Origin of the sequence: Acinetobacter sp. Ag2, from assembly GCF_001005515.1 — a bacterium.
Classification (GTDB): Bacteria; Pseudomonadota; Gammaproteobacteria; order Pseudomonadales; family Moraxellaceae; genus Acinetobacter; species Acinetobacter bereziniae.
This window is the reverse complement of record NZ_LBNA01000024.1, coordinates 1-23,341: the sequence shown is the minus strand read 5'-3', so window position 1 is coordinate 23,341 and position 23,341 is coordinate 1. Positions and strand designations below refer to the sequence as shown.

General features: G+C 38.6%; 29 protein-coding genes. 18 read left to right on the top strand and 11 right to left on the bottom strand.

The annotated features are described in order from the left end of the window. Window positions 1-90: 90 nt before the first annotated feature. The 6 genes from rpmH (at window position 91) to AAV97_RS01755 (ending at window position 4,674) form a co-directional block, all read left to right on the top strand. Complete coding sequence (gene rpmH, locus AAV97_RS01780) at window positions 91-225, top strand: 50S ribosomal protein L34 (protein ID WP_000831329.1); 135 nt, start codon at window positions 91-93, stop codon at window positions 223-225. 33 nt (window positions 226-258) lie between these two features. After that, entirely contained in the window at window positions 259-651 is a 393-nt protein-coding gene (gene rnpA, locus AAV97_RS01775; RefSeq protein WP_004823984.1) for a ribonuclease P protein component, read from the top strand. Between the two features lie 9 nt (window positions 652-660). Then, on the top strand, window positions 661-981 hold the full coding sequence (yidD, locus tag AAV97_RS01770; protein ID WP_005034824.1) for a membrane protein insertion efficiency factor YidD: 321 nt from the start codon (window positions 661-663) through the stop codon (window positions 979-981). 5 nt (window positions 982-986) lie between these two features. Continuing rightward, a complete protein-coding gene (gene yidC, locus AAV97_RS01765; RefSeq protein WP_004823987.1) occupies window positions 987-2,723 on the top strand; it encodes a membrane protein insertase YidC in 1,737 nt (578 codons plus the stop codon). Between the two features lie 89 nt (window positions 2,724-2,812). Continuing rightward, the gene (gene mnmE, locus AAV97_RS01760) at window positions 2,813-4,177 is read left to right on the top strand and encodes a tRNA uridine-5-carboxymethylaminomethyl(34) synthesis GTPase MnmE (RefSeq protein ID WP_046759640.1); all 1,365 of its coding nucleotides are present in this window, start codon (window positions 2,813-2,815) and stop codon (window positions 4,175-4,177) included. 134 nt (window positions 4,178-4,311) lie between these two features. Beyond that, window positions 4,312-4,674: a NirD/YgiW/YdeI family stress tolerance protein gene (locus tag AAV97_RS01755; RefSeq protein WP_009584746.1), complete on the top strand. Its 363-nt coding sequence runs from the start codon at window positions 4,312-4,314 to the stop codon at window positions 4,672-4,674. Window positions 4,675-4,692: 18 nt separating this feature from the next. On the opposite strand, the gene AAV97_RS01750 is transcribed toward AAV97_RS01755, so the two are convergent. Both AAV97_RS01750 and AAV97_RS01745 read right to left on the bottom strand, forming a co-directional pair. Next, a complete protein-coding gene (locus AAV97_RS01750; protein ID WP_046759639.1) occupies window positions 4,693-5,880 on the bottom strand; it encodes an MFS transporter in 1,188 nt (395 codons plus the stop codon). 163 nt (window positions 5,881-6,043) lie between these two features. After that, a complete protein-coding gene (locus AAV97_RS01745; RefSeq protein ID WP_004823994.1) occupies window positions 6,044-6,310 on the bottom strand; it encodes a metal/formaldehyde-sensitive transcriptional repressor in 267 nt (88 codons plus the stop codon). A gap of 87 nt (window positions 6,311-6,397) precedes the next feature. Here AAV97_RS01745 and dmeF point away from each other — a divergent pair, with 87 nt between their 5' ends. Beyond that, on the top strand, window positions 6,398-7,363 hold the full coding sequence (gene dmeF / locus AAV97_RS01740) for a CDF family Co(II)/Ni(II) efflux transporter DmeF (protein WP_046759638.1): 966 nt from the start codon (window positions 6,398-6,400) through the stop codon (window positions 7,361-7,363). A gap of 138 nt (window positions 7,364-7,501) precedes the next feature. After that, window positions 7,502-8,203, top strand: coding sequence for a DsbC family protein (locus AAV97_RS01735; protein ID WP_004823998.1), 702 nt, complete (start codon window positions 7,502-7,504; stop codon window positions 8,201-8,203). Window positions 8,204-8,270: 67 nt separating this feature from the next. Here the strand turns inward: AAV97_RS01735 and AAV97_RS01730 are convergent, their stop codons facing one another. From AAV97_RS01730 to guaD, 3 genes are all read right to left on the bottom strand, one after another. Further along, a complete protein-coding gene (locus AAV97_RS01730) occupies window positions 8,271-8,522 on the bottom strand; it encodes a GlsB/YeaQ/YmgE family stress response membrane protein (protein ID WP_004824000.1) in 252 nt (83 codons plus the stop codon). Between the two features lie 201 nt (window positions 8,523-8,723). Then, complete coding sequence (gene hpt / locus AAV97_RS01725) at window positions 8,724-9,251, bottom strand: hypoxanthine phosphoribosyltransferase (RefSeq protein WP_005034840.1); 528 nt, start codon at window positions 9,249-9,251, stop codon at window positions 8,724-8,726. Between the two features lie 252 nt (window positions 9,252-9,503). After that, window positions 9,504-10,820 (bottom strand): guanine deaminase, encoded by a 1,317-nt coding sequence (guaD, locus tag AAV97_RS01720; RefSeq protein ID WP_046759637.1) that lies wholly within the window; start codon window positions 10,818-10,820, stop codon window positions 9,504-9,506. Window positions 10,821-11,041: 221 nt separating this feature from the next. Between guaD and AAV97_RS01715 the strand changes: the two genes are divergently transcribed. Continuing rightward, on the top strand, window positions 11,042-11,515 hold the full coding sequence (locus tag AAV97_RS01715; protein ID WP_004824006.1) for a hypothetical protein: 474 nt from the start codon (window positions 11,042-11,044) through the stop codon (window positions 11,513-11,515). Window positions 11,516-11,655: 140 nt separating this feature from the next. On the opposite strand, the gene AAV97_RS01710 is transcribed toward AAV97_RS01715, so the two are convergent. Then, window positions 11,656-12,816 carry a glutathionylspermidine synthase family protein gene (locus AAV97_RS01710; protein ID WP_046759636.1) on the bottom strand — a complete coding sequence of 387 codons (1,161 nt, stop codon included), beginning with the start codon at window positions 12,814-12,816 and terminating at the stop codon, window positions 11,656-11,658. Between the two features lie 34 nt (window positions 12,817-12,850). Further along, window positions 12,851-13,231, bottom strand: a complete 381-nt coding sequence (locus AAV97_RS01705; protein WP_009584754.1) for a hypothetical protein — start codon at window positions 13,229-13,231, stop codon at window positions 12,851-12,853. 216 nt (window positions 13,232-13,447) lie between these two features. On the opposite strand from AAV97_RS01705, the gene AAV97_RS01700 reads away from it, so the two are divergent. After that, a complete protein-coding gene (locus AAV97_RS01700; protein ID WP_046759635.1) occupies window positions 13,448-14,032 on the top strand; it encodes a nucleotidyltransferase family protein in 585 nt (194 codons plus the stop codon). A 120-nt stretch (window positions 14,033-14,152) separates the two neighbouring features. Here AAV97_RS01700 and AAV97_RS01695 read toward each other — a convergent pair whose 3' ends face one another. Together AAV97_RS01695 and AAV97_RS01690 are read right to left on the bottom strand one after the other, a co-directional pair. Further along, a complete protein-coding gene (locus AAV97_RS01695) occupies window positions 14,153-15,118 on the bottom strand; it encodes a TerC family protein (RefSeq protein WP_046759634.1) in 966 nt (321 codons plus the stop codon). Window positions 15,119-15,407: 289 nt separating this feature from the next. Then, on the bottom strand, window positions 15,408-15,947 hold the full coding sequence (locus AAV97_RS01690; protein WP_046759633.1) for a cysteine hydrolase family protein: 540 nt from the start codon (window positions 15,945-15,947) through the stop codon (window positions 15,408-15,410). On the opposite strand from AAV97_RS01690, the gene AAV97_RS21520 reads away from it, so the two are divergent. Next, window positions 15,946-16,071 carry a hypothetical protein gene (locus tag AAV97_RS21520; protein WP_009584758.1) on the top strand — a complete coding sequence of 42 codons (126 nt, stop codon included), beginning with the start codon at window positions 15,946-15,948 and terminating at the stop codon, window positions 16,069-16,071. The two genes, AAV97_RS01690 and AAV97_RS21520, sit on opposite strands and share 2 nt — an antisense overlap. Before the next feature lie 106 nt (window positions 16,072-16,177). Here the strand turns inward: AAV97_RS21520 and AAV97_RS01685 are convergent, their stop codons facing one another. Beyond that, a complete protein-coding gene (locus AAV97_RS01685) occupies window positions 16,178-17,386 on the bottom strand; it encodes a sugar transporter (RefSeq protein WP_005034857.1) in 1,209 nt (402 codons plus the stop codon). 174 nt (window positions 17,387-17,560) lie between these two features. Here AAV97_RS01685 and AAV97_RS01680 point away from each other — a divergent pair, with 174 nt between their 5' ends. The 3 genes from AAV97_RS01680 (at window position 17,561) to AAV97_RS01670 (ending at window position 18,627) form a co-directional block, all read left to right on the top strand. After that, window positions 17,561-17,848 carry a GNAT family N-acetyltransferase gene (locus AAV97_RS01680; RefSeq protein WP_004824024.1) on the top strand — a complete coding sequence of 96 codons (288 nt, stop codon included), beginning with the start codon at window positions 17,561-17,563 and terminating at the stop codon, window positions 17,846-17,848. A 53-nt stretch (window positions 17,849-17,901) separates the two neighbouring features. Beyond that, window positions 17,902-18,186, top strand: a complete 285-nt coding sequence (locus AAV97_RS01675; RefSeq protein ID WP_004824026.1) for a GNAT family N-acetyltransferase — start codon at window positions 17,902-17,904, stop codon at window positions 18,184-18,186. 66 nt (window positions 18,187-18,252) lie between these two features. Continuing rightward, window positions 18,253-18,627 carry a hypothetical protein gene (locus AAV97_RS01670; protein WP_046759632.1) on the top strand — a complete coding sequence of 125 codons (375 nt, stop codon included), beginning with the start codon at window positions 18,253-18,255 and terminating at the stop codon, window positions 18,625-18,627. 43 nt (window positions 18,628-18,670) lie between these two features. Here AAV97_RS01670 and mpl read toward each other — a convergent pair whose 3' ends face one another. Continuing rightward, window positions 18,671-20,038 (bottom strand): UDP-N-acetylmuramate:L-alanyl-gamma-D-glutamyl-meso-diaminopimelate ligase, encoded by a 1,368-nt coding sequence (gene mpl, locus AAV97_RS01665; protein ID WP_005034862.1) that lies wholly within the window; start codon window positions 20,036-20,038, stop codon window positions 18,671-18,673. 205 nt (window positions 20,039-20,243) lie between these two features. On the opposite strand from mpl, the gene AAV97_RS01660 reads away from it, so the two are divergent. The 4 genes from AAV97_RS01660 to AAV97_RS01645 all read left to right on the top strand — a co-directional run bounded on the left by AAV97_RS01660 (window position 20,244) and on the right by AAV97_RS01645 (window position 23,164). Next, window positions 20,244-20,813 (top strand): hypothetical protein, encoded by a 570-nt coding sequence (locus tag AAV97_RS01660; RefSeq protein WP_005034866.1) that lies wholly within the window; start codon window positions 20,244-20,246, stop codon window positions 20,811-20,813. A 65-nt stretch (window positions 20,814-20,878) separates the two neighbouring features. Next, complete coding sequence (locus tag AAV97_RS01655; RefSeq protein ID WP_004824031.1) at window positions 20,879-21,223, top strand: DMT family protein; 345 nt, start codon at window positions 20,879-20,881, stop codon at window positions 21,221-21,223. Between the two features lie 291 nt (window positions 21,224-21,514). After that, the gene (gene purE, locus AAV97_RS01650) at window positions 21,515-22,027 is read left to right on the top strand and encodes a 5-(carboxyamino)imidazole ribonucleotide mutase (RefSeq protein ID WP_004718991.1); all 513 of its coding nucleotides are present in this window, start codon (window positions 21,515-21,517) and stop codon (window positions 22,025-22,027) included. Between the two features lie 15 nt (window positions 22,028-22,042). Further along, window positions 22,043-23,164, top strand: coding sequence for a 5-(carboxyamino)imidazole ribonucleotide synthase (locus AAV97_RS01645; RefSeq protein WP_009584727.1), 1,122 nt, complete (start codon window positions 22,043-22,045; stop codon window positions 23,162-23,164). Window positions 23,165-23,341: the final 177 nt, after the last annotated feature.

Here is a 23,341-nt window from a genome sequence, read left to right as displayed (position 1 = left end):
ATAGAAGAGATATGTGTATATTCATTGACAGCATAAAGAATGCACAATACAATCGCGAACCTTTAGAAAGATCAATTTTGGAGTTTCGATATGAAACGTACATTCCAACCATCTGAATTAAAGCGTAAGCGCGTTCATGGTTTCCGTGCTCGTATGGCTACTAAGGCTGGTCGTCAAGTATTAGCTCGCCGTCGTGCAAAAGGTCGTCACAGCTTAACTGTTTAATTCGTTAAACAGTTAATACACGACTTGGGTGTTATGTCTCTTTATAGTTTCAGCCCAGCGGTGAGAATCCACTGCGCTGCAGATTACAAAGGTGTATTTGATGGTGCGCTTTTTAAAGTGCATCAACCCCATTTTATATTCTTAGCAAAAGTGACCGAACAGCCTAAAAGCCGTTTGGGTATTGTTGTTGCTAAGAAAAAAGTGCGCCGTGCGCACGAAAGAAATCGAATAAAACGTTTAACGCGTGAAAGTTTTCGCTTAAACCAGCAAAATATTGATCTGTTGGATATTGTGGTGATGCCTAAAGTCGGCATAGAAGCCGTACCCAATGCTGAACTTTTTCAGCAGTTACAATTTGCTTGGTTAAAATTGCAACGCATCGTTAAAAAGCACCATAAAATAGCTCAATCTTCCCCTCAAAAATAGAGGAAACCAATGATTCGTTTATTGCATTGGTTGATTCGTTTCTATCAAATTGCGATTAGTCCTCTCATTGGACCTCGTTGTCGTTATATTCCGACTTGTTCTCAATATTCGTTAGAAGCAATCCATACGCACGGCGCAATGAAAGGTAGCTGGTTAGCTGCAAAACGCGTGTGCCGTTGTCATCCTTGGGGCGGGTATGGTTATGATCCCGTGCCAAAAAAAACAATTCGTTTTATTTCGTTTCAGCAAATAGATTCTCAAACGCTTCATGTTCCTGTACCCTTGCGTGAACGTTTATTGAACCAAAATCACTCTAACCACTTGGGGTAATAGATATGCAACAATGGGCCAGGTTTGCAATCCTTGGGGCCATGTTAGTCACCGCATATTTGCTCATTTTGGCTTGGCAAAAAGACTATGGTCATGATGCAACAAAAGCTGCGACTCCGCAGGCTGTTGTCGCGCATGATGTCTCTGCCGATTTGCCAAAAGGTCAAGCAACTGCGGCTTCTAGCGATGTTCCACAAGCAAATATAGCTGCTGCACAACAAAATACAGCTGCGCCAGCCACAGCAAATCAACAATTGATTTCAGTACAAACTGATCTTTATCATCTTTGGATTAGTCCAAAAGGTGGTGATATTGTTCGTATTGAATTACTGAATCATGACAAGAGCAAAGACAGTGATCAGCCTTTTGTTATGCTTGAAAGTGATGCAAAACGTACCTATGTTGCGCAATCTGGTTTAATTGGATTGAACGGTCCAGACAGTAAACCAGATCGTCCAAGCTATGCGTTTGAAAAAAGTGCTTATACCCTTGCTGATGCTAAAACCGCACAAGACAAAGAAGGTAAATCTTCTCAAGTCTTAACTGTTCCGATGGTATTTAAAACAGCGGATGGTGTTGAAATCATCAAAACGTTTAGTTTCAAACAAGGTCAATACCCAATTGATGTCAGCTATCAGGTTGTAAACCGTAGTACGCAAAATTGGCAAGGACAAATGTTTGGTCAAATTAAGCGTGATAACTCAGATGATCCAGGAAAAACCTCTCAAGGTATTTTCACACTTGGAACCTATTTGGGTGGCGCTTGGGGTACACCAGATGAGCATTATAACAAGCTAAAATTTGCGAATTTTACCGATGAAAAACTCAACACTGAAGCAAAAGGTGGCTGGGTTGCGATCGTTCAGCATTATTTCGTAAGTGCTTGGATGCCAGGTCACTTTGGTGGTCAGCAATACACGGCAAAATTGGAATCACGTAAATCTGCTGATGGTATGAACATCATTGGATTTACTTCACCAACCATTAATGTTCCAGCGGGTAAAGCCATGAGCATTGATGCAACTTTCTACTCTGGTCCAAAAATCCAGTCTGAATTGAAAGATTTAGCGGTAGGTTTAAACCAAACTGTAGACTATGGTTGGTTATGGCCAATTGCCAAATTATTATTTGCAGGTTTACAGTTCTTCCATAACCTTGTGGGTAACTGGGGTTGGTCAATCATTCTATTGACTGTATTGGTTAAACTTATTCTTTGGCCGTTATCGTCTAAGAGCTATCGTTCTATGGCGAAAATGCGTGTGATTGCACCAGAAATGCAACGCATGAAAGAAGAGTTTGGTGAAGACCGTATGCGTTTCTCTCAAGAAATGATGGCACTTTACAAACGTGAGCAAGTCAATCCTTTGGCGGGTTGTTTACCATTACTTTTACAAATGCCAATCTTCTTAGCATTGTACTGGGTATTGATGGAGTCTGTAGAACTTCGCCATGCACCGTGGATGCTGTGGATTCAAGATTTGTCTGCAATGGATCCTTGGTTTATTCTTCCATTGATTATGGGTGTTACGATGTTTGTTCAACAATCATTGAACCCACAACCGACTGACCCTATGCAGGCGAAAGTTTTCAAAATCATGCCAATCATGTTTACAGTATTTATGCTGTTCTTCCCTGCTGGCTTGGTTTTATATTGGATTGTGAACAACTCGATCACGATTCTGCAACAGTGGTTTATCAATAAAAATGTTGCAAAAGCCAAAGTTGAAAATGAAGTTGTTTAATCTTTAACGATTAAGCAATAGCTGAAAAAATCCGCTTAAGATGGTAATCTTAGGCGGATTTTTTATTGTCAAAGTTTGAGTAAATTTAGATGACGAACACTGTAAACCAAACCACAATTGCCGCAATTGCGACGCCACCAGGACGTGGTGGTGTAGGTGTGATTCGTCTTTCTGGACCAAAGGCTTACAGTATTGCGCAAGCTTTGACACAAAAAGATCTTCCCAAAGCACGTTTTGCTGGTTTTCGTCAATTTTTTGACGATCAAGGTGAAGTCTTAGATGAAGGCTTAGCCATTTGTTTTCCCAATCCAAATTCCTTTACGGGTGAAGATGTGGTTGAGTTACAGGGACATGGCGGACCAGTGATTCAAAATGCGCTACTGACACGTTTATTGGAGCTTGGTGCCACTGCAGCCAAAGCTGGTGAGTTTTCCATGCGTGCCTTTGAAAATGGCAAAATGGATTTGGTACAAGCTGAAGCGATTGCTGACTTGATTGATGCAACCTCACAAGCTGCAGCGCGTTCTGCGGTACGTTCCCTACAAGGTGTATTTTCCAATAAAGTAAATACCGTGTTGGAGAAACTGATCCATCTACGCTTGCATGTTGAAGCTGCAATTGATTTTCCAGAGGAAGAAATTGACTTTTTGGCGGATGGGAAAATACTGAGTTTGTTAGAAGAGGTTCAAACTTCGGTTGCTGCGGTACAACAATCGGCTCGTCAAGGTCAATTACTACGTGAAGGTCTGCAAGTGGTGATTGCTGGGAAACCTAATGCAGGTAAATCTTCATTGCTTAATGCCTTAGCGGGAAATGATCGTGCTATTGTGACGGATATTGCTGGAACTACACGTGATGTGTTGCATGAGAAAATTAGTTTAAATGGCTTACCGATCACTTTAACCGACACTGCTGGTTTACGTGAAACAGGCGATGTGGTCGAGAAAGAAGGCATTCGTCGTGCAATTAAAGAGATTGAGCAAGCCGATTTATTGCTCTTGGTTTATGACTTGAGCCAAGGTGAAAATCCTTTAGAACTTGCACAAAATTACTTTGAAAACCACTTAGATTACAAGCGTTTAATACTGATTGGAAATAAGTGTGATCTCACTGATCAATCTGCTGAATTAAATGATTTGCAAGGTTTTCGCCATATCACCGTTTCAGCCAAACAGGATGTGGGTGTGCAAGTACTCATAGATGCGATTACAGCGCATGCAGGCTTTCAGCCTGAGGAAGATACCTTTATTGCACGAACACGCCATTTAGACGCAATGAAGCGCACACAGCGCTATTTGGCAGAGGCACATGAGCAACTTGTGGTTTATCATGCAGGAGAGTTGGTTGCGGAATCACTACGACTTGCCCAAAACGCTTTGGGTGAAATCACAGGTGATTTTAGTGCTGATGATCTCTTGGGAGTTATCTTTGGATCGTTCTGTATTGGTAAATAAGCTTAAAATAGTGAACATGAACGCTGACCAAGTGTCAGCTTTTTTGATGAAAAGTTGTGCTTTTGTAAGCTGATTTTACATCTGAGTTTGAATTGTTTACTGTAAGATCAATAACATATTCAAAAGGGTGTATTATGAAAAAGTCTCCTTTATTGCTTTCCCTCGCAGTATTCGTGATCACTTCAAATGTATGGGCGGGTAAGGCAGATCATGTGATTATTCAAGAAGCAGCGAAAAATAATATCACCATTGAACAAGCATTACGTGCCAGTGACGAAACTGCGGTAACTTTAACCGGTTCGATTGTGCGTCAAATTAAGCATGAACATTATGAATTAAAAGACAGTACAGGAACCATTGGAATCGAAGTGGATGATGATCTGATTGATTTAAAAAAATTAAAGCCTGGCACCAAAGTAAAAATCGTGGGTGAAGTCGACACGCATCGCTACAAACCAACAGATATTGAAGTGGTTAAAATAGATATTGTTCCATAACTGATTTAAAAATAGGTGCTAAGCGCCTATTTTTAAGCGGTATTTGTTTTTTAAATGCTGAATCAATAAGTAACAGCATAATGTGCCGACTCCTGCACAAAAGCCTAAAACACCGATCATTAAACCAAAATGATCGGATAAGTATCCTGCGGAAATAATTGGCACAATCGTACCAAAATAAGCAATAAACAAATATGTTGAAACCACAGCGGCACGATTTTCGATTTGGGTCATTTGATGAATCAATGCAAAAGCACTCAATAAACTGAGCCCATGTCCCATGCCAACCAAAATCACACTGATAAAGAATAAAAAACTCCAATGCATCAGCATACAGACAGACAAAATCAAATAACTACTGATTAATAAAATCAGTCCGATATTTAGGGCTTTGTGCATATTCATTGATTTGGCAGCGAATTGAGCAATCGCGGAAACCATTAAAATACTGGCAATGGTTGCACCACTGACCAAAGGACCATGCCACGGAATAACATCACGTATAAATGAGGGCGCTAAAGATGCAAATAAACTGAATGATCCGAAAGCACAAAACGCACTAAAACTGGTGATATAAAATAAGCCTTTAAATTGTGTTTCTGGTAATTGTAAATGAGGTGCAATGGAAAAAGATTGTTTTTCAAATTGAACAGTTTTAATGCGAAATAAACTGAATAAACTCAGCAGCGCTGCGACAATGACAGGTAAATAAGGTGTGATTAGGGGGTGATCTGAAAATTGAGCAATTGCACCGCCAATAAAAGGTCCCAACCCAAAACCAATCACGGTAATAATTGAACTTAATTGTGCTGCACTTTGTTTGTGTGAATCTGGGATAGTATAGATTAATCCTAGCATTGCCGAGGTGCTGATTAAGCCAGATGCGATTCCGATAATGAAACGACCTAAACCCAGATAATAACGATTCGAGGCAAAAACTGAGAGGCTCAGACCAATAATAGCGAATAATAAGCCGATCTGTAAGGTACGAATAAAGCCAAAGCTATTGCTCATACGCCCTAAAAACAGCAATGTAGTTAAACAACCAAACATATATGCAACAAAGATATAAGTGATTTGGCTCGGGAGCAGGTGCCAAAGCTGTTGATAGATTGGATATAACGGACTCGCAAGTGCAGTACCGATGGTGCCAATACATAAGGCAAGACTGACCATGAGAAATGGACGCCATGATTGCTGATTCATAGATCTAGGACTTAAAGTGCAAATAATCTTGCGGATAAATGCCGAAGATAAGTATTAAGATCGGCAACGAAGAAATCGTATATACCGAAAAGCTTAGAACTTAATCAGTAGGGGGTCAATTAAAACTTTAAGACTTTATCTAATCACCTGTATTGAGCTTATTTTATGAATAACGTTTAAGCAATTTTAAAAATTCTTGTAACTCATTTGCATCAACAGCTTCAGGGTCTTGAATCACATGTTCAGTGAGATGTTGCTCAATTAATTCATTCATTAAACCATTGACGGCTCCTTTGACTGCTGCGACTTGTTGGAGAACCGAAATACATGAAGTACTTTGATCATTCAATGCCTCTTCAATGGCATTCAGCTGTCCTTTTAAACGTTTGACACGGTTAAGGACTTTTTTATCTTGATGGACATGACTCATAAACTGATCCGCTAAAAATATACTCCCTTATAGTATATTTAAAAATAAAATAATATACTCATGGGGAGTATATAGGATCATGCCCACATGCAATTTAAAACGATACAACGTGAACACACTCATCAGTTTGATGAAGGTAATCCATTGGCACAAAAGAAAATTTTATGGGCAACCATTTTGACAGGTTTGATGATGCTGTTTGAAATTTTGGGAGGCTGGATTTTTAATTCGATGGCATTGCTTGCTGATGGTTGGCATATGAGTTCACATATGCTGGCGCTCGGTTTGGCTTATGCTGCTTATCGAGCCGCGCGCCATTATGCGCAGGATTTTCGTTTTAGTTTTGGTACATGGAAAATAGAGATTTTAGCAGGTTATAGCAGTGCAATTTTACTGATGGTTGTCGCTTTATTTATGGCTTTTCAATCGATTGAACGTTTATTTCATCCTGTTCAGATTCATTATAATGAAGCGATTCTAATTGCTATTTTAGGTTTATTGGTCAATTTAATCTGTGCATGGTTACTGCATGATGACCATGACCATGACCATGACCATCATTCACATGATCATGATGAACATCATGGACATGATTTAAATCAGAAAGCGGCTTTTCTTCATGTAGTCGCAGATGCACTGACCTCTGTTTTGGCAATTATTGCATTATTTGCAGGTAAATATTTTGGTTGGGATTTTTTGGATGCGACTTTGGGTATTGTGGGCGCAATTTTAGTTGGACGTTGGTCATTTGGTCTTATTAAAGAAACAGGCAAAACTTTACTGGATGCTGAAATGGATCATGTTGTAGTGGATGAAATCCGTGAAGTTATTACAGGTCTTAAAGTAAACGCCAAAATAACTGATCTCCATGTCTGGAAGGTGGGCAAAGCCAAGTTTTCAGTCATTTTGGCACTTGAAACATCTGATCAAAATTTAAATGCTGATCAAATTCGTAAAGCATTATCAATCCACAACGAATTGGTTCATATTTCCGTTGAAATTAATCAAACTGCGATTTTTAGCTGGGTTCCACGTGAAACTTCATCACCATAATTTAAATTTATCCCTTTATTATAACTCTGGATTTGAGTCGAGCATATTTTACTCAAGTTGGTTTAATCACAGTTTTCAAACAAGCTCACAAGGCAACTGTGTTTTAATAACTGACAATATATTCTGAATTTTTGATTTATGTTAAAGCACATCATTGCGTTGAGTTTAAGTTTTGCTTTTTGTGGGAGTAGTTTTGCCAGTATTGAAACTGTGAAAGCAAAACTCAGCAAAAACTATCCCAATGTCAAAATTGAGCATTTACAGACGACTGAAATGCAAGGTCTGTATAGTGGTACGTTAGATAATCAAATCGTGTATATCAATGAAGATGCTCAACATATATTTGTTGGTTCTATGATTCGTTTAAAAGATCAACATAATTTAACCAAAGATCTCGTTGTTGAAAAAAATACGGTTGATTTTAAAAGTCTTCCTTTCAATGATGCAGTAAAAACAGTCAGGGGGAATGGAAAACGCCAGCTAGCCATCTTTTCTGACCCAAATTGCCCATATTGCAAAACGCTTGAAGGGAATCTAGCTAAACTCAATGATGTGACGATTTATACTTTTATCTATCCGATCAAAGCACAATCTATTTTGCCTGCAAAGCAAGTATGGTGTTCGGCAAATCGTGAATATGCATGGAAAAATTTGATTCAAAATGGGGTAAAACCCACTGCACCAGCAAATTGTCCAACACCGATTGAGCGTAATTTAGAATTAGGTAAAAAATTAGCGCTACACGGTACACCAGCAATTATTTTCTCAAATGGCTATAAAGCAATGGGTGCCTACCCTGCTGAAGAAATTGAGAAGTTATGGAACAAATTTGGATTATAAAACGATAATTTCATAAGCACTTAGAAAAAAAAGCACCCTGAATGGGTGCTTTTCTAAATGCAAAATTTTAACTTCGTTTGGCAATCATGTTGTAAATAAATAACACGATAATTGCACCCACCACAGAGGCAATAAAACCGGCAGATGCACCTTTAGGGTAAAGTCCTAATAACTGACCGCCGTAGGTTGCAACCAATGAACCTACGATCCCCAACGCTGTGGTTACAATAAAACCTGCTTTATCATCACCAGGATGGATTGCTCGAGCAATAAGACCTGCAATAAAACCAATCACAATTGCACTAATCAATGACATCATAATCTTTCTCCTTTTTCTTTATTTTGTCGTGAGTTACTGCATCGAATTAATTTAATATTCAAATATTTTTACAGGAAGTAAAAGGTTGGATTTGCTACAAGTTGTTGCATTTTTGTTCGACGGTTGCTGGGGGAAGCCATAAAAAAAGCGACCGTGGTCGCTTAAATCAGTTTAGGTAAAATGGGTTTACGGAAGATGATCTTATAGACCAATTTCTCCAATAAATGGAATATGGCGATATTTTTGATCATAATCTAAGCCATAACCCACAATGAACTTATCTTCTACTTCAAAGCCTAGAAATTTCACGTCTAAGTCGATTTCACGGCGAGAAGGTTTGCTGACTAAAGTACACAGTTCAATTGAATTCGGTTGACGGGTACTTAATATTTCTAAAACTTTGCTCAAGGTATTGCCTGAATCAATAATATCTTCTACCACCAAGATATCTTTTCCACGAATTTCTCCGTCTAGATCTTTTAGGATTCTGACATCACGAGAGGATGTTGTATTGCCACCATAGCTTGAAACTGTCATAAAATCGAGCTCGTGAGTTTTAGTAATGGCACGGCATAAATCTGCCATAAAAATCACTGAACCACGCAATAAGCCAATTAAAACCAATTCTTTATCACTACTGGCATAATGCGCATCAATTTTTTTACCAAGTTCTTGAACTTTTGCATGAATTTCTTCAGCAGAAATCATTACTTTCATTTCAACAGTCATGGGAAATACCTAAAACTTAAACATCAAATTCTAAAATTAAAAAAGGTGTTGACTAGCAACACCCTAAAAGATGGCATAATTTTAAAACATATCAGGTTCAGATGCATCCTTTTTACGATTTGAAAATGTAAATGCTGAAATTTGAAGCTAAATGTCTAGTGCGCATCTTGTTTTAACAACAGCGCACATACGATAAAAACACCACCTATCAAAAGTAGTTTTTTCTTGGAGGGTGATGATTTAGGATTTTTTTCAGACTTGTGCATAGGCTTTTTGTCCATAAATATAGGTGGCTTGAATATTACGGTCATCCCCCATAGTGAATAAGGCGAATAATGCATCTTCAATATTTTTTGCTCGCTCTTGACGCAATTGCTGTAATGCGGTTGCTTTTAAATTCAGCACGACAAAGTCAGCTTCTTTGCCTACATTGAAATTGCCCAATCGATCATCTAAATGCAGCGCTTTAGCACCACCAAGCGTTGCATGATAAAGCGATTCCAGGGCTGAAAGTTTATCGCCTTGTAATTGCTGAACTTTGTAGGCTTCGTTAAGTGTTTGTAAGTGGCAAAATGCGGTGCCTGCGCCAATATCAGTTCCAAGACCAACTTTGACTTGTTTTTCCCAAGATTTTTTTAATGGAAATAAACCACTGCCCAAGAATAAGTTGGAGGTTGGACAGAATGCGATCGCAGAATCAGTTGCATGCATACAATCCCATTCGTGTTCTTCTAAATGAACACAATGGGCGAAAACAGAACGCTCCCCTGTTAACCCATAATGATGATAAACATCTAAATATCCCTGTTGTTCTGGAAATAATTCTTTGACCCAAGCAATTTCGTTTTTATTTTCACTTAAATGCGTATGGACATAAACATCAGGATATTCTGCTTTTAATTGCCCTGCTTTTGCCAACTGTTCTGGTGTAGAGGTTGGTGCAAAGCGTGGCGTAATGGCATAAAGATTACGACCTTTGCCATGCCATTTTTCAATCAGTGCTTTTGAGTCGATATAAGCACTTTCAGCCGTATCAGTCAGCTCTTCTGGTGCATGACGATCCATCATCACCTTACCCGCAATTAAGCGCATTTGATGACGTTCTGCAGCTTCAAATAAAGCATCCACAGATTGCGGATGTACTGTACAGAAAACCAGTGCTGTTGTTGTGCCATTTTTTAGTAATTCATGAACAAAAAACTGTGCGATTTTATCTGCGTAGTTTTTATCTGCAAATTGAATTTCTGTTGGAAAGGTATAGGTATTGAGCCATTCTAATAATTGTTCACCATAGGCACCCACCATTTCTGTTTGTGGAAAATGAATATGAGTGTCGATAAAACCAGGTACAATCAACTGTTCAGGATAATGATCAACGCTCATATCATTACTTAATTGCGACTGCCCTGCTTCCCAATCACCAAACCAGATAATTTTACCTTGTTCAGTAATCAATAACCCATCTTCAATATAACGCGTTTGATCTAAAATTTGAGTGGCTTGGGAAACGGTATTTTGAATATCAAGAAAACGTCCGCGAATCGCCGTTTTCTGCACAACAGAAGACATGTAAAACCTGCAATTTATCCTTTTTTCGATTGATTGTACCTGAAATTTATTTAAGCTGCTGTAAGCAGTTTTATTTTCTTATGTGCTCAAAAATGTAATTGATGTTGAAGATTGTGAAAAAATGAAAAGCATTAGACGAATATTTGAGTTTGTGACTTTATCTTTAATCTAAGAATAGGTACAGTGTCGGCAAATGATGGAAATAAGAGAAAATAATATTTATGTATTTTTGGAATACCAAAGCTTTGGCGCATGAACTAGCAGAAGATACTTTAGAAAAACGCCATTACAAGAATTATTATTTGATCGCTGCTTTAGTGGTCAGTGCGGTTTATTATTATGGTATGTTTTCGCCTTATTATGATGCTCGTGTGATTGGTTTAGAAGGCATATTGACGCTGATCATTATGTTTGTTGGCATTCAACGTTGCTATGCTGCAAACGGTGGTGATGAGGGCGTGCATTTTATGAATCGTGTCACTGCACTCTCATTCCCTATTTTGTTGCAGACCACTGTTGCGGGAATTGCTTTTGGTTTGATTCTGCTCGGCATTTATCAATTTTTTAATCTTGAAAATACTGCTTTTGAAATGTGGTATGAGTGGTGTGTTTCTGCCTTTACGATTTTTTTGCAGATCGTGTTTTTTACCCGCTTAAATCAATACATGAAACGTGTTGCGGATCATACAATTTAACAATAAGCAGAGTCATAAAAGGGATTTATCTCACTGGATAAATCCCTTAGTTTAAATAGTGGATATGATATTTAGAGATTTTTAAATGTTTAATCGCCAAAATAATGACAGTGTTGTACTGAATATTGGTCTGTTTAAAATTACTCTATAAAATAATGGGCTGCAAAATGTGCATCATTCCCAATAATGTCAAATTCATCTTCTCGAATCGACATACCTGCACAAGTATGTCCAACCATCCATAAACCTAGTGTTGGAAGTTTACCGTCATACAATGGGGTATTGACCCATTTTTGTGCAATATAACCGTATTTATCATAATCATCAAAGTAGAAGCTTCCTGAAGCAGCACCCTGATCAATATCATCTTCTACTACACGGATATTTGCACCTTCTCGGGCGAGAATAGGCTTTTTCACCCATTTGCCTTGTAACAAAACATTGGTATCAAAGGCATGGGTTTCAAGTAAATAAGGATGGTTTGGAAACTTTTTCCAAAGTTCTACCAAAATTGCTTTATTTGACAGCAACATTTTCCAACATGGCTCTACCCATTGTGTTGTGGGTTTTAAATATTGAGAAAAGTTTTCTTCCCAGACCCATTCCCAAGGGTACAGTTTAAATAGCTGATCAATCGATTGATCATTCAGATCCACAAAGTTTTGTCCATCCCATCCGATATTTTCCATCGAAAGTTCGGACACACGATGTCCTGCTTGGAACGCCGTATCCATTAAATATTCGAGATTTCCCCAATCTTCACGTCCGGCTTCTTGGCAAGCAGCGAAATGAATATGCGAACCTCGTGGAAAAATCGTTTTCCAGCGATTAATCAGGTCTTCGTGAATACTGTTGAATTGATCACGATGCGGAATATTTTCCACTTGTTCAATCCAATGCCACTGAGCAACTGAGGCTTCGAGTAACCCCGTGGGTGTATCTGCATTGTATTCCAGCATTTTGATTTGACGACCATCATAGGCAAAGTCAAATCGACCATAGAGCATAGGTGCATGGTTGTGCCATGAATGTTCAATGAGTGGGATTGCAGCCTGTGGAATTTGAAAATAATCAGGATAATCACCTTTTTGAATGATTTCTCCTGCCACTTGCATGCACATCTGGTGTAATTCATTCGAGGCATCTTCAAGTTGCTCAATTTGCTTTAGGGTAAATTCATAAGCAACCCCTTCAGACCAGTAAATGGAGCCATCCAGAGAAGGTAAGTTGTAATAATCAAAACCAATTTTTTCGTGTTCTTGTTGCCAGTTGGGACGAGCTTGGAAGCATTTTCTTTTCATAATATTCTAAATCATAAGATTGCGTATAAGATGTCTAACCACCAAAAGAGAACCCACTGCGCCCAAAGCCTCCACGCACAGGCGAAGATTTGCTATTACTTTTGGTGACTTGAGAAACCTGTGGTTGTCCAACACTTAGATTTGTAGAGGGTTCAACTTTACGTCCTAAATAATTTACTTTGCGATTGCCTTCATAATATTGTGGACCAATAAAACGAGAGCCAGCATAGTATCCACCAGAAGAGTGACTGCCAGAAGAACTTGATGCTGTTTCCTCTTCACAGAGATCAGTGTTCCAGTCATATGAACAGTCATATTGGCTATTATAAACATCTTGAACAAGGGGTTTGTTATTGCTACTGCATGCTGTAATTAAAAGAGGGACTACAACCAGACTGATTTTTTTTGAACGCATGATTAGCCTTAGATCATCGAGTATTTTTATCTATTTGCTTTATAACATGATAAAAAGAAATTGTTTTATGCGCTGTATGATATGAGGATGTATGTTGAATGTACAGTCTGGGATTTATAAAATTGTTTTTTATCTGGATAATCGTCTGAAAATAAATCGATATTCAAACCATTTAGACATTGAATGATTGCGAAATAGCGTTGAATAAAAAGAGCCATGAACTATACAAAACAGCTTGAACAGATGATTTATAGCTCCCCTCAACTGATGATGAGGTTACAGTATTTGCGAGAACTACATGCAGATGCCTATTTGAGTGCAGGGGTCATTCGCAATATGGTATGGTCTAATTTACACGATCAGGTTTATTGTCTTGATAACACCGAGATTGATGTGATTTTTTATGATCTAAAGGATCAGACTGGGAGACAACAACGGCGTTTAAGCCAAGAATTAAAGCAAAAATTCCCAAACAATGATTGGGATGTGGTCAATCAAGCCTATGTTCATCTATGGTACAAAACCGATGATGGGAATGCGATTAGTCAATATTCTTCATTATTTGATGCTTTATCTGTTTGGGTTGAAACCTCAACTGCAATAGCTGTTCGTCTACAACAGTCTGGTCAATTAGAATGGATTGCGCCTTTTGGGCTCAATGATTTATTTGAGTTAAAGTTAAGATGGAATGCTCGTTTAGTCAGTTATGCCACCTTTGTACAACGAATCGAGTCTAAGCGTTTTTTGCAGAGATGGGACAAATTGGTCATTGTCGATCAACCATTTAGAGATCAGGAATAGCTCGGTAAAGAATGAATTCAATATTCCAAAGCATCCCATGATCAAGTGGTATTTAAAACGCATTCCTTGCTTAGGATGTCCTGATAAAAAAGCCCTCCGAGTGGAAGGCTTGGTTTAGTTTTATAAACGGGTTTCCTGATGCTTTTTGTTATGGCGGATCGACAGCCAAGCGGTAATGGTCAATACAATAACAATGAACCCTAAAGAAATCCAAATTGGCATATGGAATACATCCAACATTAACATTTTAAAACCAATGAACAGTAAGATAATTCCTAAACCATAAGGTAAATAGTGCATCTTAGACGCAGCACCAGACAATAGGAAGAACATCGCACGCAAGCCTAAAATTGCCATTAAGTTCGCCGTGAGTACAATAAAAGGATCACTGGTGACCGCAAAAATAGCTGGAATTGAATCGACAGCAAAGATCACATCAGATGCTTCAACTAAAATTAATACTAGAAATAACGGCGTTGCCCAAAGTACACCATTTTGACGGACAAAGAATTTAGCGCCTTCCAGTTTAGGTGTAATGCGCATGTGTTTACGTAGCCATTTTAGAATAGCCATATCTTCGATATTGGTTTCTTCCTCATCTTGACCTTTCAGGAATTTGAATCCTGTATAAACGAGGAAAGCACCAAAGATATAGAGGACCCAAGAGAACTCTTGAACGAACCAAGCACCTATAAAGATAAATATTGTTCGTAAAATAATTGCCCCTAATACACCATAGAGTAAAATTTTACGCTGTAAGCCTTGGGGAATTGCAAATGCAGCAAAAATCATCAACCAAACAAAAACGTTGTCAATTGCTAAGGATTTTTCTAAGAGATAGCCTGCAAAGTATTCCATGGTTTTCGTATTGGCTATGGCAACACCCGCAGTTTGCTGTAAATACAGCCATAAACCGCCACCAAATAAAGCAGCGACACTGACCCACGCAATACTCCAGTAGGCAGCAGTTTTAATTTTAACGTCTTGACCTTCTTTTTGCTTAAAGCCTAAAAAGTCAATCAGTAACATCACGATGACGATAGCGAAGAACGCTAAATACAGCCATGGATTGCCTATAGATTCCATAAAATTCTCCGAATCTGGCAATCAGGCATAAAAAAACCTTGACCTGTTGCCAGATGATTAAACATCTGTATCAACATGATCAAGGTCTTGCCTACATTTTAGCGTTTATAACATGACTAAAATGCTCAGATACCGGCTTTTCAAAGCGTAATGACGATATTCTGATTGGAGGAGGCTACTCCCCTTGTTCAATAAACTGTGTAAGAAATAAAAATTTCTTTATATGCGCAGAGAATCGCACATTTATTTAAAATGTGCAAATATTGAATGTGTTTTTATGTAGCTTAAATTATGTACAAAATTCAGCGCAGGTTTTTAGCTGTGCAAAAGCCTGACTGAGTGTTTGATGATGGTGTTGAATAATCAACTGTGCATTGAGTACGGCTGAATCAACAGTACTGTGCGCATCTGAAATCAATTGCACCTTAAATCCTAAATCTTTTGCTGCACGACAAGTGCTATCTATGCAAAATTCAGTTTTTAAACCGCAAACAATCAGCTCTTGTATATTCAATGACTTCAATCGTTGTTCTAAATCAGTTTGAAAAAAACAATTTGGGCGAGTTTTTTCCAACACCTGATCAAGATCATGATCAATGTTTAATTCTGCAATCAATTGAGTCATTGGACTATGAGGTGCCATAGCAGTATTGGCAGCACCCACATGACGAATTGCAAATACAGGAATGTGTTTTAAATGAGCGTATGCAATGAGTTGATTGATATTTTTTAATAATCGATCAGCTTCAAATGGAGGTTGCGATGCATAAAACAAACCATTTTGCATATCAACAACAATTAAGGCTTGTTTGTTTTGAGAGTCTGACATGAGTTTCTCCGTAACGATGTGCCCAATCACGGAGCCAAAAAATAACCCCGCACATTTGGCAGGGTTGGCTTTACAATTTATTTTAAATGCAAAAAACCACACTGCCGATGCAGTGTGGTGGTAAATAATCTAATGAAAAAGAAAGTTTGCATTGATCATCATATAATGACTAGATAACTTTGATTAAATTAAACTTATTGAGTTGAGATGTCACTTTAAAATTTGTAAATTTACGCTTTTTGAATAAAATCTTTACGTTGTACCAGCACTAAGGCAAGCAGTGTGCCCAATACAGCAATGATACCGCCAACCACACCAATATGATTGAGCCCATAACTGGCAGTAACTAAACCTCCAAGAAGTGCCCCACCGCCGATACCGACATTGTAAAGCCCAGAATAAATGGCCATCGCCACATCTGTTGCATCAGAAGCTAAATTTAATGCTTTGGCTTGTTGAGCTAAACTAAAGCAAATAATTGCCATTCCCCAGAACAAACTCAACACACTGAAACTGACAAAATCGATGCTTAATGTGGTCAATAACAGCATAGAAATCGCCAGTATCAGACTGCTGAGAGGGATCGGCAATTTGGGATATTTTTTAGCAAATTTTCCAAATAAATAGGAGCCAAAAAAGCCTGCTGCGCCATAGATGAGTAATAAGGTTGTGGTTTGTGTTGAGCTAAAATGTGCAACATTTAAGGCAAACGGTTCGATATAACTATAAGCCGTAAACTGTGCTGTAATCACAATCACAGTGAGTGCAAAGACCATCATTAAACTAGGGCGTTTTAGAAATACTTTTAAGCTGCTTAAAGAGCCTGAATTAACGCTTGGTAAGCGTGGTAATGTTTTGGCTAAAATTAAACAGACAACAGCTGCGCCAATGGCGATCAAGCCAAAAGTATTACGCCAACCATAAGATTCTCCCACCATTCTGCCAAAAGGAATACCTAAGACCATCGCCAGCGCTGTACCTGTGGCCAATAGACCTAAAGCTTGAAACTCCTTACCTTTGGGTGCGACACGAACGGCTAGCGAGGCAGTGATCGACCAAAATAGCGCATGCGAAAATGCGATACCAATTCGGCTGGCAAGCAGTACATCAAAACTCCATGCAAAATAAGACAAGGCATGACTGGCAACGAAAACCATGAATAAGCCAATCAGCAAAAAGCGTCTTTCGATATTTTTTGTGAGGAGCATAATAGGCAAAGAAATCGGTGCAACTACCCATGCATATAGAGTAATCATGATGCCGACATCCGTTGCCTGCATACTAAAACTTTTACCAATATCGCTGAGTAAAGCTACGGGTACAAATTCTGTGGTATTAAAAATGAAAGCAGCAAAGGCAAGGCTGATTACACTGACCCATTGCTGCGTTTCACTGGGGGCAGATTGGGGTGTGGGCGTTTGGGAAGAAGAACTGGACATGATCATATTTTCAAAGATTAGCACTAAATTTTAGGCTGATTTTTGCATAAAGTTAAGCTTAAGTTTTGATACATAAAAATTAGGATTGTCGGACAAAACTTAACAATAAACCCAATAAACTTATGGCATTTTGAATGTGCTTTTAAGTTTGTATGTATATAAAGAGTAAATAAAATGTTAGAAATTAGACACAAAGATGATGGAAAAAAAGGTGAGTTTTATATTGGTGAAGACGGTCACCATTTGGCTGAAATGGCATATACATGGGCAGGTGAAAATATGTTGATTATTGATCACACACTTGTAGAAGATGAGTTGCGTGGTCAAAGTGTGGGACGTAAGTTATTGGATCAAGTGGTGGATATGGCACGTTCAAAAAATGTGAAAATTATCCCTCTATGCCCTTTTTCAAAATCTGTATTTGATAAAGATCAATCGATACATGATGTTTTGAAATCTTAAGTTTGCTTTGTTAAAGTGGAATTGTGTCATAAATCATCAATGAGAAATAATAGATGCAATTCCAACATATCGATAATCAACATAAGGGTGAGTTTTTCTTAGATAATCCTCAAGGACAGCGTATTGCTGAAATCAGCTATGTTTGGAGTGGTGAACAGCAGATTATTGCCAACCACACTTGGGTTGATGATTCCCTACGCGGTCAGGGTATCGCCCGCCAATTATTAGATACTTTGGTTGAATTTGCGCGTGAAAAACAACTAAAAATTGTGCCAACATGTTCATATGTGGACGTGATGTTTAAACGAGAAAAAAGCTTTGCAGATGTCAAAGCATAGCTAGATATACATACATTTAATGTCCTACCTGGATTGGACTGTTAAAATTGAGTTAGATACTTCAACATGTTAAAAAAAATTCTGATCGCTTTATCATTATTGATCAGCCCTATACTGAGTTATGCAGAAAGTTGTTTTGAATTAAACTTACGCGCTTATCAAAAAGAGCAAGAGATCAACCCACGTTGGGAATTAGTGGCTCAATCGAAACATCGTATATATTTTTATTCAGCGCCTAAAAACTTTTGTAAAATGAATGATACTTTTGTTATTCAAAATGATAATGTTACAGCATATTCAGTGTATAAAGATCGGGCAAAACAAGCATGGGTCTATGTGGTATTTAATGATCCAAATCAACATATAGAAGATGACATGGTTGAAGGATGGGTCAAACTTAAAGACTTTAAAGCTTTGCAGAAAACAGCGACCCCAGATTAAACGAAAAAACCACATTTTGTGGTTTTTTTCGTTTCTAGAAAACTTATTTTGCTTTTAATGCAGTAATTAGTTTTTGGTGTAATCCACCAAAACCGCCGTTCGACATGATCACTACGGCATCTCCCTCGCCTGCCTCAGTGCGAATGGTATTGATAATCTCATCTAAGGTACGAGCCACAACAGCATTATTTGTGGCTGCATCAATCACGGGCTGTAAATCCCAATCCAAGCCTTCAGGTTGATACCAAATGACTTCATCTGCCAAACGTGCAGAATACGCCAACCCATCTTTATGGCTACCCATACGCATGGTATTTGAACGTGGTTCAATGACTGCCCATAGTTTACGCTCGCCTAAACGTTTGCGTGCACCTTCTAAGGTTGTATCAATCGCTGTTGGATGATGGGCAAAATCATCGTATACCTCAATACCATTTACAGTATCGAGCAATTCCATACGGCGTTTCACCCCGCCAAAATTCGATAAGGCTTTACAAGCCGTTGCAATGTCGACACCTACGTGCTCCGCAGCAGCAATCGTTGCTAAGGCATTGGCAACACTATGCTGCCCTGTCATATTCCATTGAACTTCGCCTTTGACTATGCCGTGTTGTAAGACTTTAAAATGTGAACCATCCGCAGAAAGTTGCTCCGCATAGACTTCAGCACTGTCGTTGGCATCTAATGAAGTCCGAACCACTGGTGTCCAACACCCCATTTGCAAAACTTCATCAATATTGGTTTCAGTGATCGGTGCAATAATGCGACCTTCGCTGGGAATGGTGCGGACTAAATGATGGAATTGTTTTTGAATCGCAGCCAAGTCATCAAAAATATCGGCATGGTCAAATTCAAGATTATTTAAAATCGCAGTTTTTGGATGATAGTGTACGAATTTAGAACGTTTATCGAAGAATGCAGAATCATATTCATCTGCTTCGACACAGAAGTATTTTCCACCGCCTAAACGTGCACTTTCACTAAAACCTAAAGGTACACCACCAATTAAAAAGCCTGGATTTAATCCTGCCTGATCCAACACCCATGCCAACATGGTTGTGGTGGTGGTTTTACCATGTGTGCCTGCAACACCTAAGACATGTTTACCTTGTAATACATGGTCAGCAAGAAATTGTGGTCCTGAAATATAGGGCAAACCTTCATTCAACATATATTCAACAGCATCAATACCACGTTTCATGGCATTACCAACAATCACAAGGTCTGGGTGGGGCTGTAAATGGCTACGGTCATAGCCTTGCATCAAGGTGATACCTGCATTTTCAAGCTGGGTTGACATCGGCGGATAAACATTTGCATCTGAACCTGTAACCTTATGACCTAAATCACGTGCCAATAATGCCAATGAGCCCATAAAGGTGCCGCAAATACCCAAAATATGCAGATGCATTCGTTTTAACTCCAGTGCTTTTATAGACTCATCACTTTTTGCTTGTGGTGTAGCCGATTCATTTGATTTGAGAGCAACGATAGCAAGGCTTAAAGCGAAAAGATAGTTTTTCTTGTTACGATTTTAAAGCATAGCTTTTGCGGATAAAATCCTGCATATTTGCAGTTGAATAGAGTTGCTCGCATAAATTTTATTATTGCCAAACATGTCAAAATCTCGAAAAAGAACAGCAAAAAAATTCGTCTTAAATCAGGTTTATCCTTATTCTTCGATCAGTAGTTTATTGATTGCTTTGCCAATGATGTTGATTTATGGCATTGCCTATTATTCTTTGTTGGGTGACGGTTTTTATTTAGGTCCAGTAAGCTTAACGTTTTTGCTTTATTTTGCTACAACGACAAGGATAATCCGACTATTTTCTAAAGATGTCACCATTTGGTTTGATGATCAGTATATGTATCTTCAATTCAATCAAAAAGCGCCACAAAAATATGCCAAACAGGAAATTTTAGGTTTTTACAGCTATGATTATTCAACCAAATCACCTTTATTATTCAATTCAAAAGTTTCCATTCATTTTTATCTTGATCAGGGTCAAAAAATATTTTTAAATGATTCTTCTTATAGAAATATCGTTGATGAAGAAAAGCGTCTAGTATTACTTAAATTTTTAAAAACAGCTCAAAGTGAGCTTGAGTTTTCTCCCCTTCATGCCAAATCTAGATTCTTTGCTCATCATGTGTATTGGTACGCGCGGCAGCATGATCGAGATTGAAGGTTTTTCACTTTTAAAAAAATGCAGTGTAATCTATTGAGGCATACATCATTGTTGAGCTAAAAATGGCTTTATCTCTACCGCTTTTATTGCTGATTATCTCCAATTGTTTTATGACTTTGGCTTGGTATGGTCATTTAAAGTTCCTCCATGAAGCACCTTTGTGGCAAGCCATCTTATTTGGTTGGGTGATTGCCCTACTTGAATACAGCTTTATGATTCCTGCGACTCGCCTTTTGGCTCAACATGGTTGGTCATTGGGACAAATGAAAATTACTCAAGAAGTGGTCACACTCTTGGTATTTGTTCCTTTTATGATTTTTTTATTTAAACAGCCTTTTAAATTGGACTATCTGTGGGCAGGATTGTGCTTGTTGGGATGCGTATTTTTTGTCTTTAGAAGTCAGTAAGATCAATAGACTGAGTTAAAATCATGATGATTTTAGAAGCGTCCATCATGATTTTTTGACCTGATGAGTTGGCTGGCTTTTTCGATTTTTATGTTGTTTAGGGACTCCAGCCTGATATTGCCCTTCGACTCAAGCATTTAAGGTGGTTAAATTAAAAAATATTGCATTGCTACGTCTGTTAAATTTTCGTGAGATGAAAAATCAGTCTATAATAGCGAGCTTCTTGATATTCATTTAAACACTGATCACCAGTATTTAAACTTCCTTACATTCGTTTACGGAATATATGCAATGAATGCGGCCGCTGTACAAGACGCTCCTCTAGTTGGAATTATCATGGGTTCTCAATCAGATTGGGCAACTCTCGAAAACACTGCCAATATGCTTAAACAGCTTGGTGTTCCTTTTGAAGCTGAAGTTGTTTCTGCGCATCGTACGCCAGATCGCTTATTTGAGTATGCTGAAACAGCACGTGAACGTGGTATTCAAGTGATTATTGCTGGTGCAGGTGGCGCAGCGCATCTACCAGGGATGTGTGCAGCAAAAACAGATCTACCGGTGCTTGGTGTGCCAGTGAAGTCTTCGATTTTAAATGGTGTTGATTCGTTATTGTCTATCGTGCAGATGCCTGCTGGTATTGCCGTAGGTACATTGGCGATAGGTCCTGCTGGTGCAACCAATGCCGCGATTATGGCAGCACAGATTTTAGGTTTAACCCGTCCAGAGATCGCAAAAAATGTTGCAGATTTCCGTGCGGCACAAACTGATAAAGTGGCTAGTAAAAACATTCCGGGTCAAGCTTAAAACGGGACACAGGTTATGAATAAAACCATCGGTATTTTTGGTGGTGGTCAACTCGGCCGTATGATGGCGCAAGCTGCGCTACCGTTAAATATTCAATGTACTTTTCTTGAAGCCAATACAGATTGTCCATCTGCGATATTAGGGCAAGTATTTTCAACAAAAGCTGAAAATGGCTTGCAAGACTTTATTGCAAGTGCCGATGTATTTAGTTTGGAATTTGAAAATACGCCATTGATTGATGTAGATGTATTGACCAAACATAAGGACTTACATCCACCACGCCAAGCTTTAGCCATTGCACAACATCGCCTTTCAGAAAAAGCGTTGTTTGATGCGTTAGAGATTCCAGTTGCGCCATATAAAGCGGTAGATTCTCTGGATAGCCTCAAGCTTGCAGTTGCTGAATTAGGACTGCCGATTGTCCTGAAAACCGCGACTGGTGGTTATGATGGTAAAGGTCAGTTTGTATTACGTTCAGAAGATCAAATTGACCAAGCTTGGACAGAGCTTGGTCCAGCAGGTTCGTTAATTGCTGAAAGCTTCGTTATTTTCTCTCGTGAAGTTTCAATTATCGCAGTACGTGGTATTGATGGAGATGTAAAAACTTGGCCATTGGCTGAAAATCATCATCACAATGGTATCCTTTCACATTCGATCGTTCCTGCTCCAAATAGTTCAGATTTGCAACCTGTTGCACAAGACTATATCACTCGCCTTTTAAATCATTTGAATTATGTGGGTGTATTGACTTTGGAGCTGTTTGTCACTGAAAAAGGCTTGTATGCCAATGAGATGGCGCCACGTGTGCATAACTCGGGGCACTGGTCAATTGAAGGTGCTGTATGCTCGCAATTTGAAAATCATGTCCGAGCGGTTGCTGGGTTACCTTTAGGTTCAACAGAAGTTGTACGTCCAACGGTGATGGTCAATATCATTGGTCAATATCCACCATTGGAAGAGGTTTTGGCATTAGAAGGTGCTCATGTGCATCTTTATAACAAGACTGAGCGTGAAGGTCGTAAAATTGGACATATCACGTTGATGCCAAATGATTCTAAGGAATTAACGACGCTATGCCGTCAGTTAGCAAAAATTCTGCCAAATCCACTGTCATTAAGTGAAGATATGAGCATCTAAACTCACTATTGTGTGTAAAAAAAGCAGTCAAGGTGTTGGCTGCTTTTTTCTTTTTCGATGTTCTGTATGATGGCATTCCTTTATTTTTTGGGTATTTTGATCTCAATTTACATCGAAAGATGACATATAAAAATAACAACGAGCTTTAAAAATAAGTAGGGTGTGTTGACACTTTTA

Excerpts from the sequence above, each read along its gene's own strand:
- rpmH (WP_000831329.1), top strand. The coding sequence starts at position 91 with ATGAAACGTACATTCCAACCATCTGAATTAAAGCGTAAGCGCGTTCAT.
- rnpA (WP_004823984.1), top strand. The coding sequence starts at position 259 with ATGTCTCTTTATAGTTTCAGCCCAGCGGTGAGAATCCACTGCGCTGCA.
- yidD (WP_005034824.1), top strand. The coding sequence starts at position 661 with ATGATTCGTTTATTGCATTGGTTGATTCGTTTCTATCAAATTGCGATT.
- yidC (WP_004823987.1), top strand. The coding sequence starts at position 987 with ATGCAACAATGGGCCAGGTTTGCAATCCTTGGGGCCATGTTAGTCACC.
- mnmE (WP_046759640.1), top strand. The coding sequence starts at position 2,813 with ATGACGAACACTGTAAACCAAACCACAATTGCCGCAATTGCGACGCCA.
- AAV97_RS01755 (WP_009584746.1), top strand. The coding sequence starts at position 4,312 with ATGAAAAAGTCTCCTTTATTGCTTTCCCTCGCAGTATTCGTGATCACT.
- AAV97_RS01750 (WP_046759639.1), bottom strand. The coding sequence starts at position 5,880 with ATGAATCAGCAATCATGGCGTCCATTTCTCATGGTCAGTCTTGCCTTA.
- AAV97_RS01745 (WP_004823994.1), bottom strand. The coding sequence starts at position 6,310 with ATGAGTCATGTCCATCAAGATAAAAAAGTCCTTAACCGTGTCAAACGT.
- dmeF (WP_046759638.1), top strand. The coding sequence starts at position 6,398 with ATGCAATTTAAAACGATACAACGTGAACACACTCATCAGTTTGATGAA.
- AAV97_RS01735 (WP_004823998.1), top strand. The coding sequence starts at position 7,502 with ATGTTAAAGCACATCATTGCGTTGAGTTTAAGTTTTGCTTTTTGTGGG.
- AAV97_RS01730 (WP_004824000.1), bottom strand. The coding sequence starts at position 8,522 with ATGATGTCATTGATTAGTGCAATTGTGATTGGTTTTATTGCAGGTCTT.
- hpt (WP_005034840.1), bottom strand. The coding sequence starts at position 9,251 with ATGACTGTTGAAATGAAAGTAATGATTTCTGCTGAAGAAATTCATGCA.
- guaD (WP_046759637.1), bottom strand. The coding sequence starts at position 10,820 with ATGTCTTCTGTTGTGCAGAAAACGGCGATTCGCGGACGTTTTCTTGAT.
- AAV97_RS01715 (WP_004824006.1), top strand. The coding sequence starts at position 11,042 with ATGTATTTTTGGAATACCAAAGCTTTGGCGCATGAACTAGCAGAAGAT.
- AAV97_RS01710 (WP_046759636.1), bottom strand. The coding sequence starts at position 12,816 with ATGAAAAGAAAATGCTTCCAAGCTCGTCCCAACTGGCAACAAGAACAC.
- AAV97_RS01705 (WP_009584754.1), bottom strand. The coding sequence starts at position 13,231 with ATGCGTTCAAAAAAAATCAGTCTGGTTGTAGTCCCTCTTTTAATTACA.
- AAV97_RS01700 (WP_046759635.1), top strand. The coding sequence starts at position 13,448 with ATGAACTATACAAAACAGCTTGAACAGATGATTTATAGCTCCCCTCAA.
- AAV97_RS01695 (WP_046759634.1), bottom strand. The coding sequence starts at position 15,118 with ATGGAATCTATAGGCAATCCATGGCTGTATTTAGCGTTCTTCGCTATC.
- AAV97_RS21520 (WP_009584758.1), top strand. The coding sequence starts at position 15,946 with ATGAGTTTCTCCGTAACGATGTGCCCAATCACGGAGCCAAAAAATAAC.
- AAV97_RS01690 (WP_046759633.1), bottom strand. The coding sequence starts at position 15,947 with ATGTCAGACTCTCAAAACAAACAAGCCTTAATTGTTGTTGATATGCAA.
- AAV97_RS01685 (WP_005034857.1), bottom strand. The coding sequence starts at position 17,386 with ATGTCCAGTTCTTCTTCCCAAACGCCCACACCCCAATCTGCCCCCAGT.
- AAV97_RS01680 (WP_004824024.1), top strand. The coding sequence starts at position 17,561 with ATGTTAGAAATTAGACACAAAGATGATGGAAAAAAAGGTGAGTTTTAT.
- AAV97_RS01675 (WP_004824026.1), top strand. The coding sequence starts at position 17,902 with ATGCAATTCCAACATATCGATAATCAACATAAGGGTGAGTTTTTCTTA.
- AAV97_RS01670 (WP_046759632.1), top strand. The coding sequence starts at position 18,253 with ATGTTAAAAAAAATTCTGATCGCTTTATCATTATTGATCAGCCCTATA.
- mpl (WP_005034862.1), bottom strand. The coding sequence starts at position 20,038 with ATGCATCTGCATATTTTGGGTATTTGCGGCACCTTTATGGGCTCATTG.
- AAV97_RS01660 (WP_005034866.1), top strand. The coding sequence starts at position 20,244 with ATGTCAAAATCTCGAAAAAGAACAGCAAAAAAATTCGTCTTAAATCAG.
- AAV97_RS01655 (WP_004824031.1), top strand. The coding sequence starts at position 20,879 with ATGGCTTTATCTCTACCGCTTTTATTGCTGATTATCTCCAATTGTTTT.
- purE (WP_004718991.1), top strand. The coding sequence starts at position 21,515 with ATGAATGCGGCCGCTGTACAAGACGCTCCTCTAGTTGGAATTATCATG.
- AAV97_RS01645 (WP_009584727.1), top strand. The coding sequence starts at position 22,043 with ATGAATAAAACCATCGGTATTTTTGGTGGTGGTCAACTCGGCCGTATG.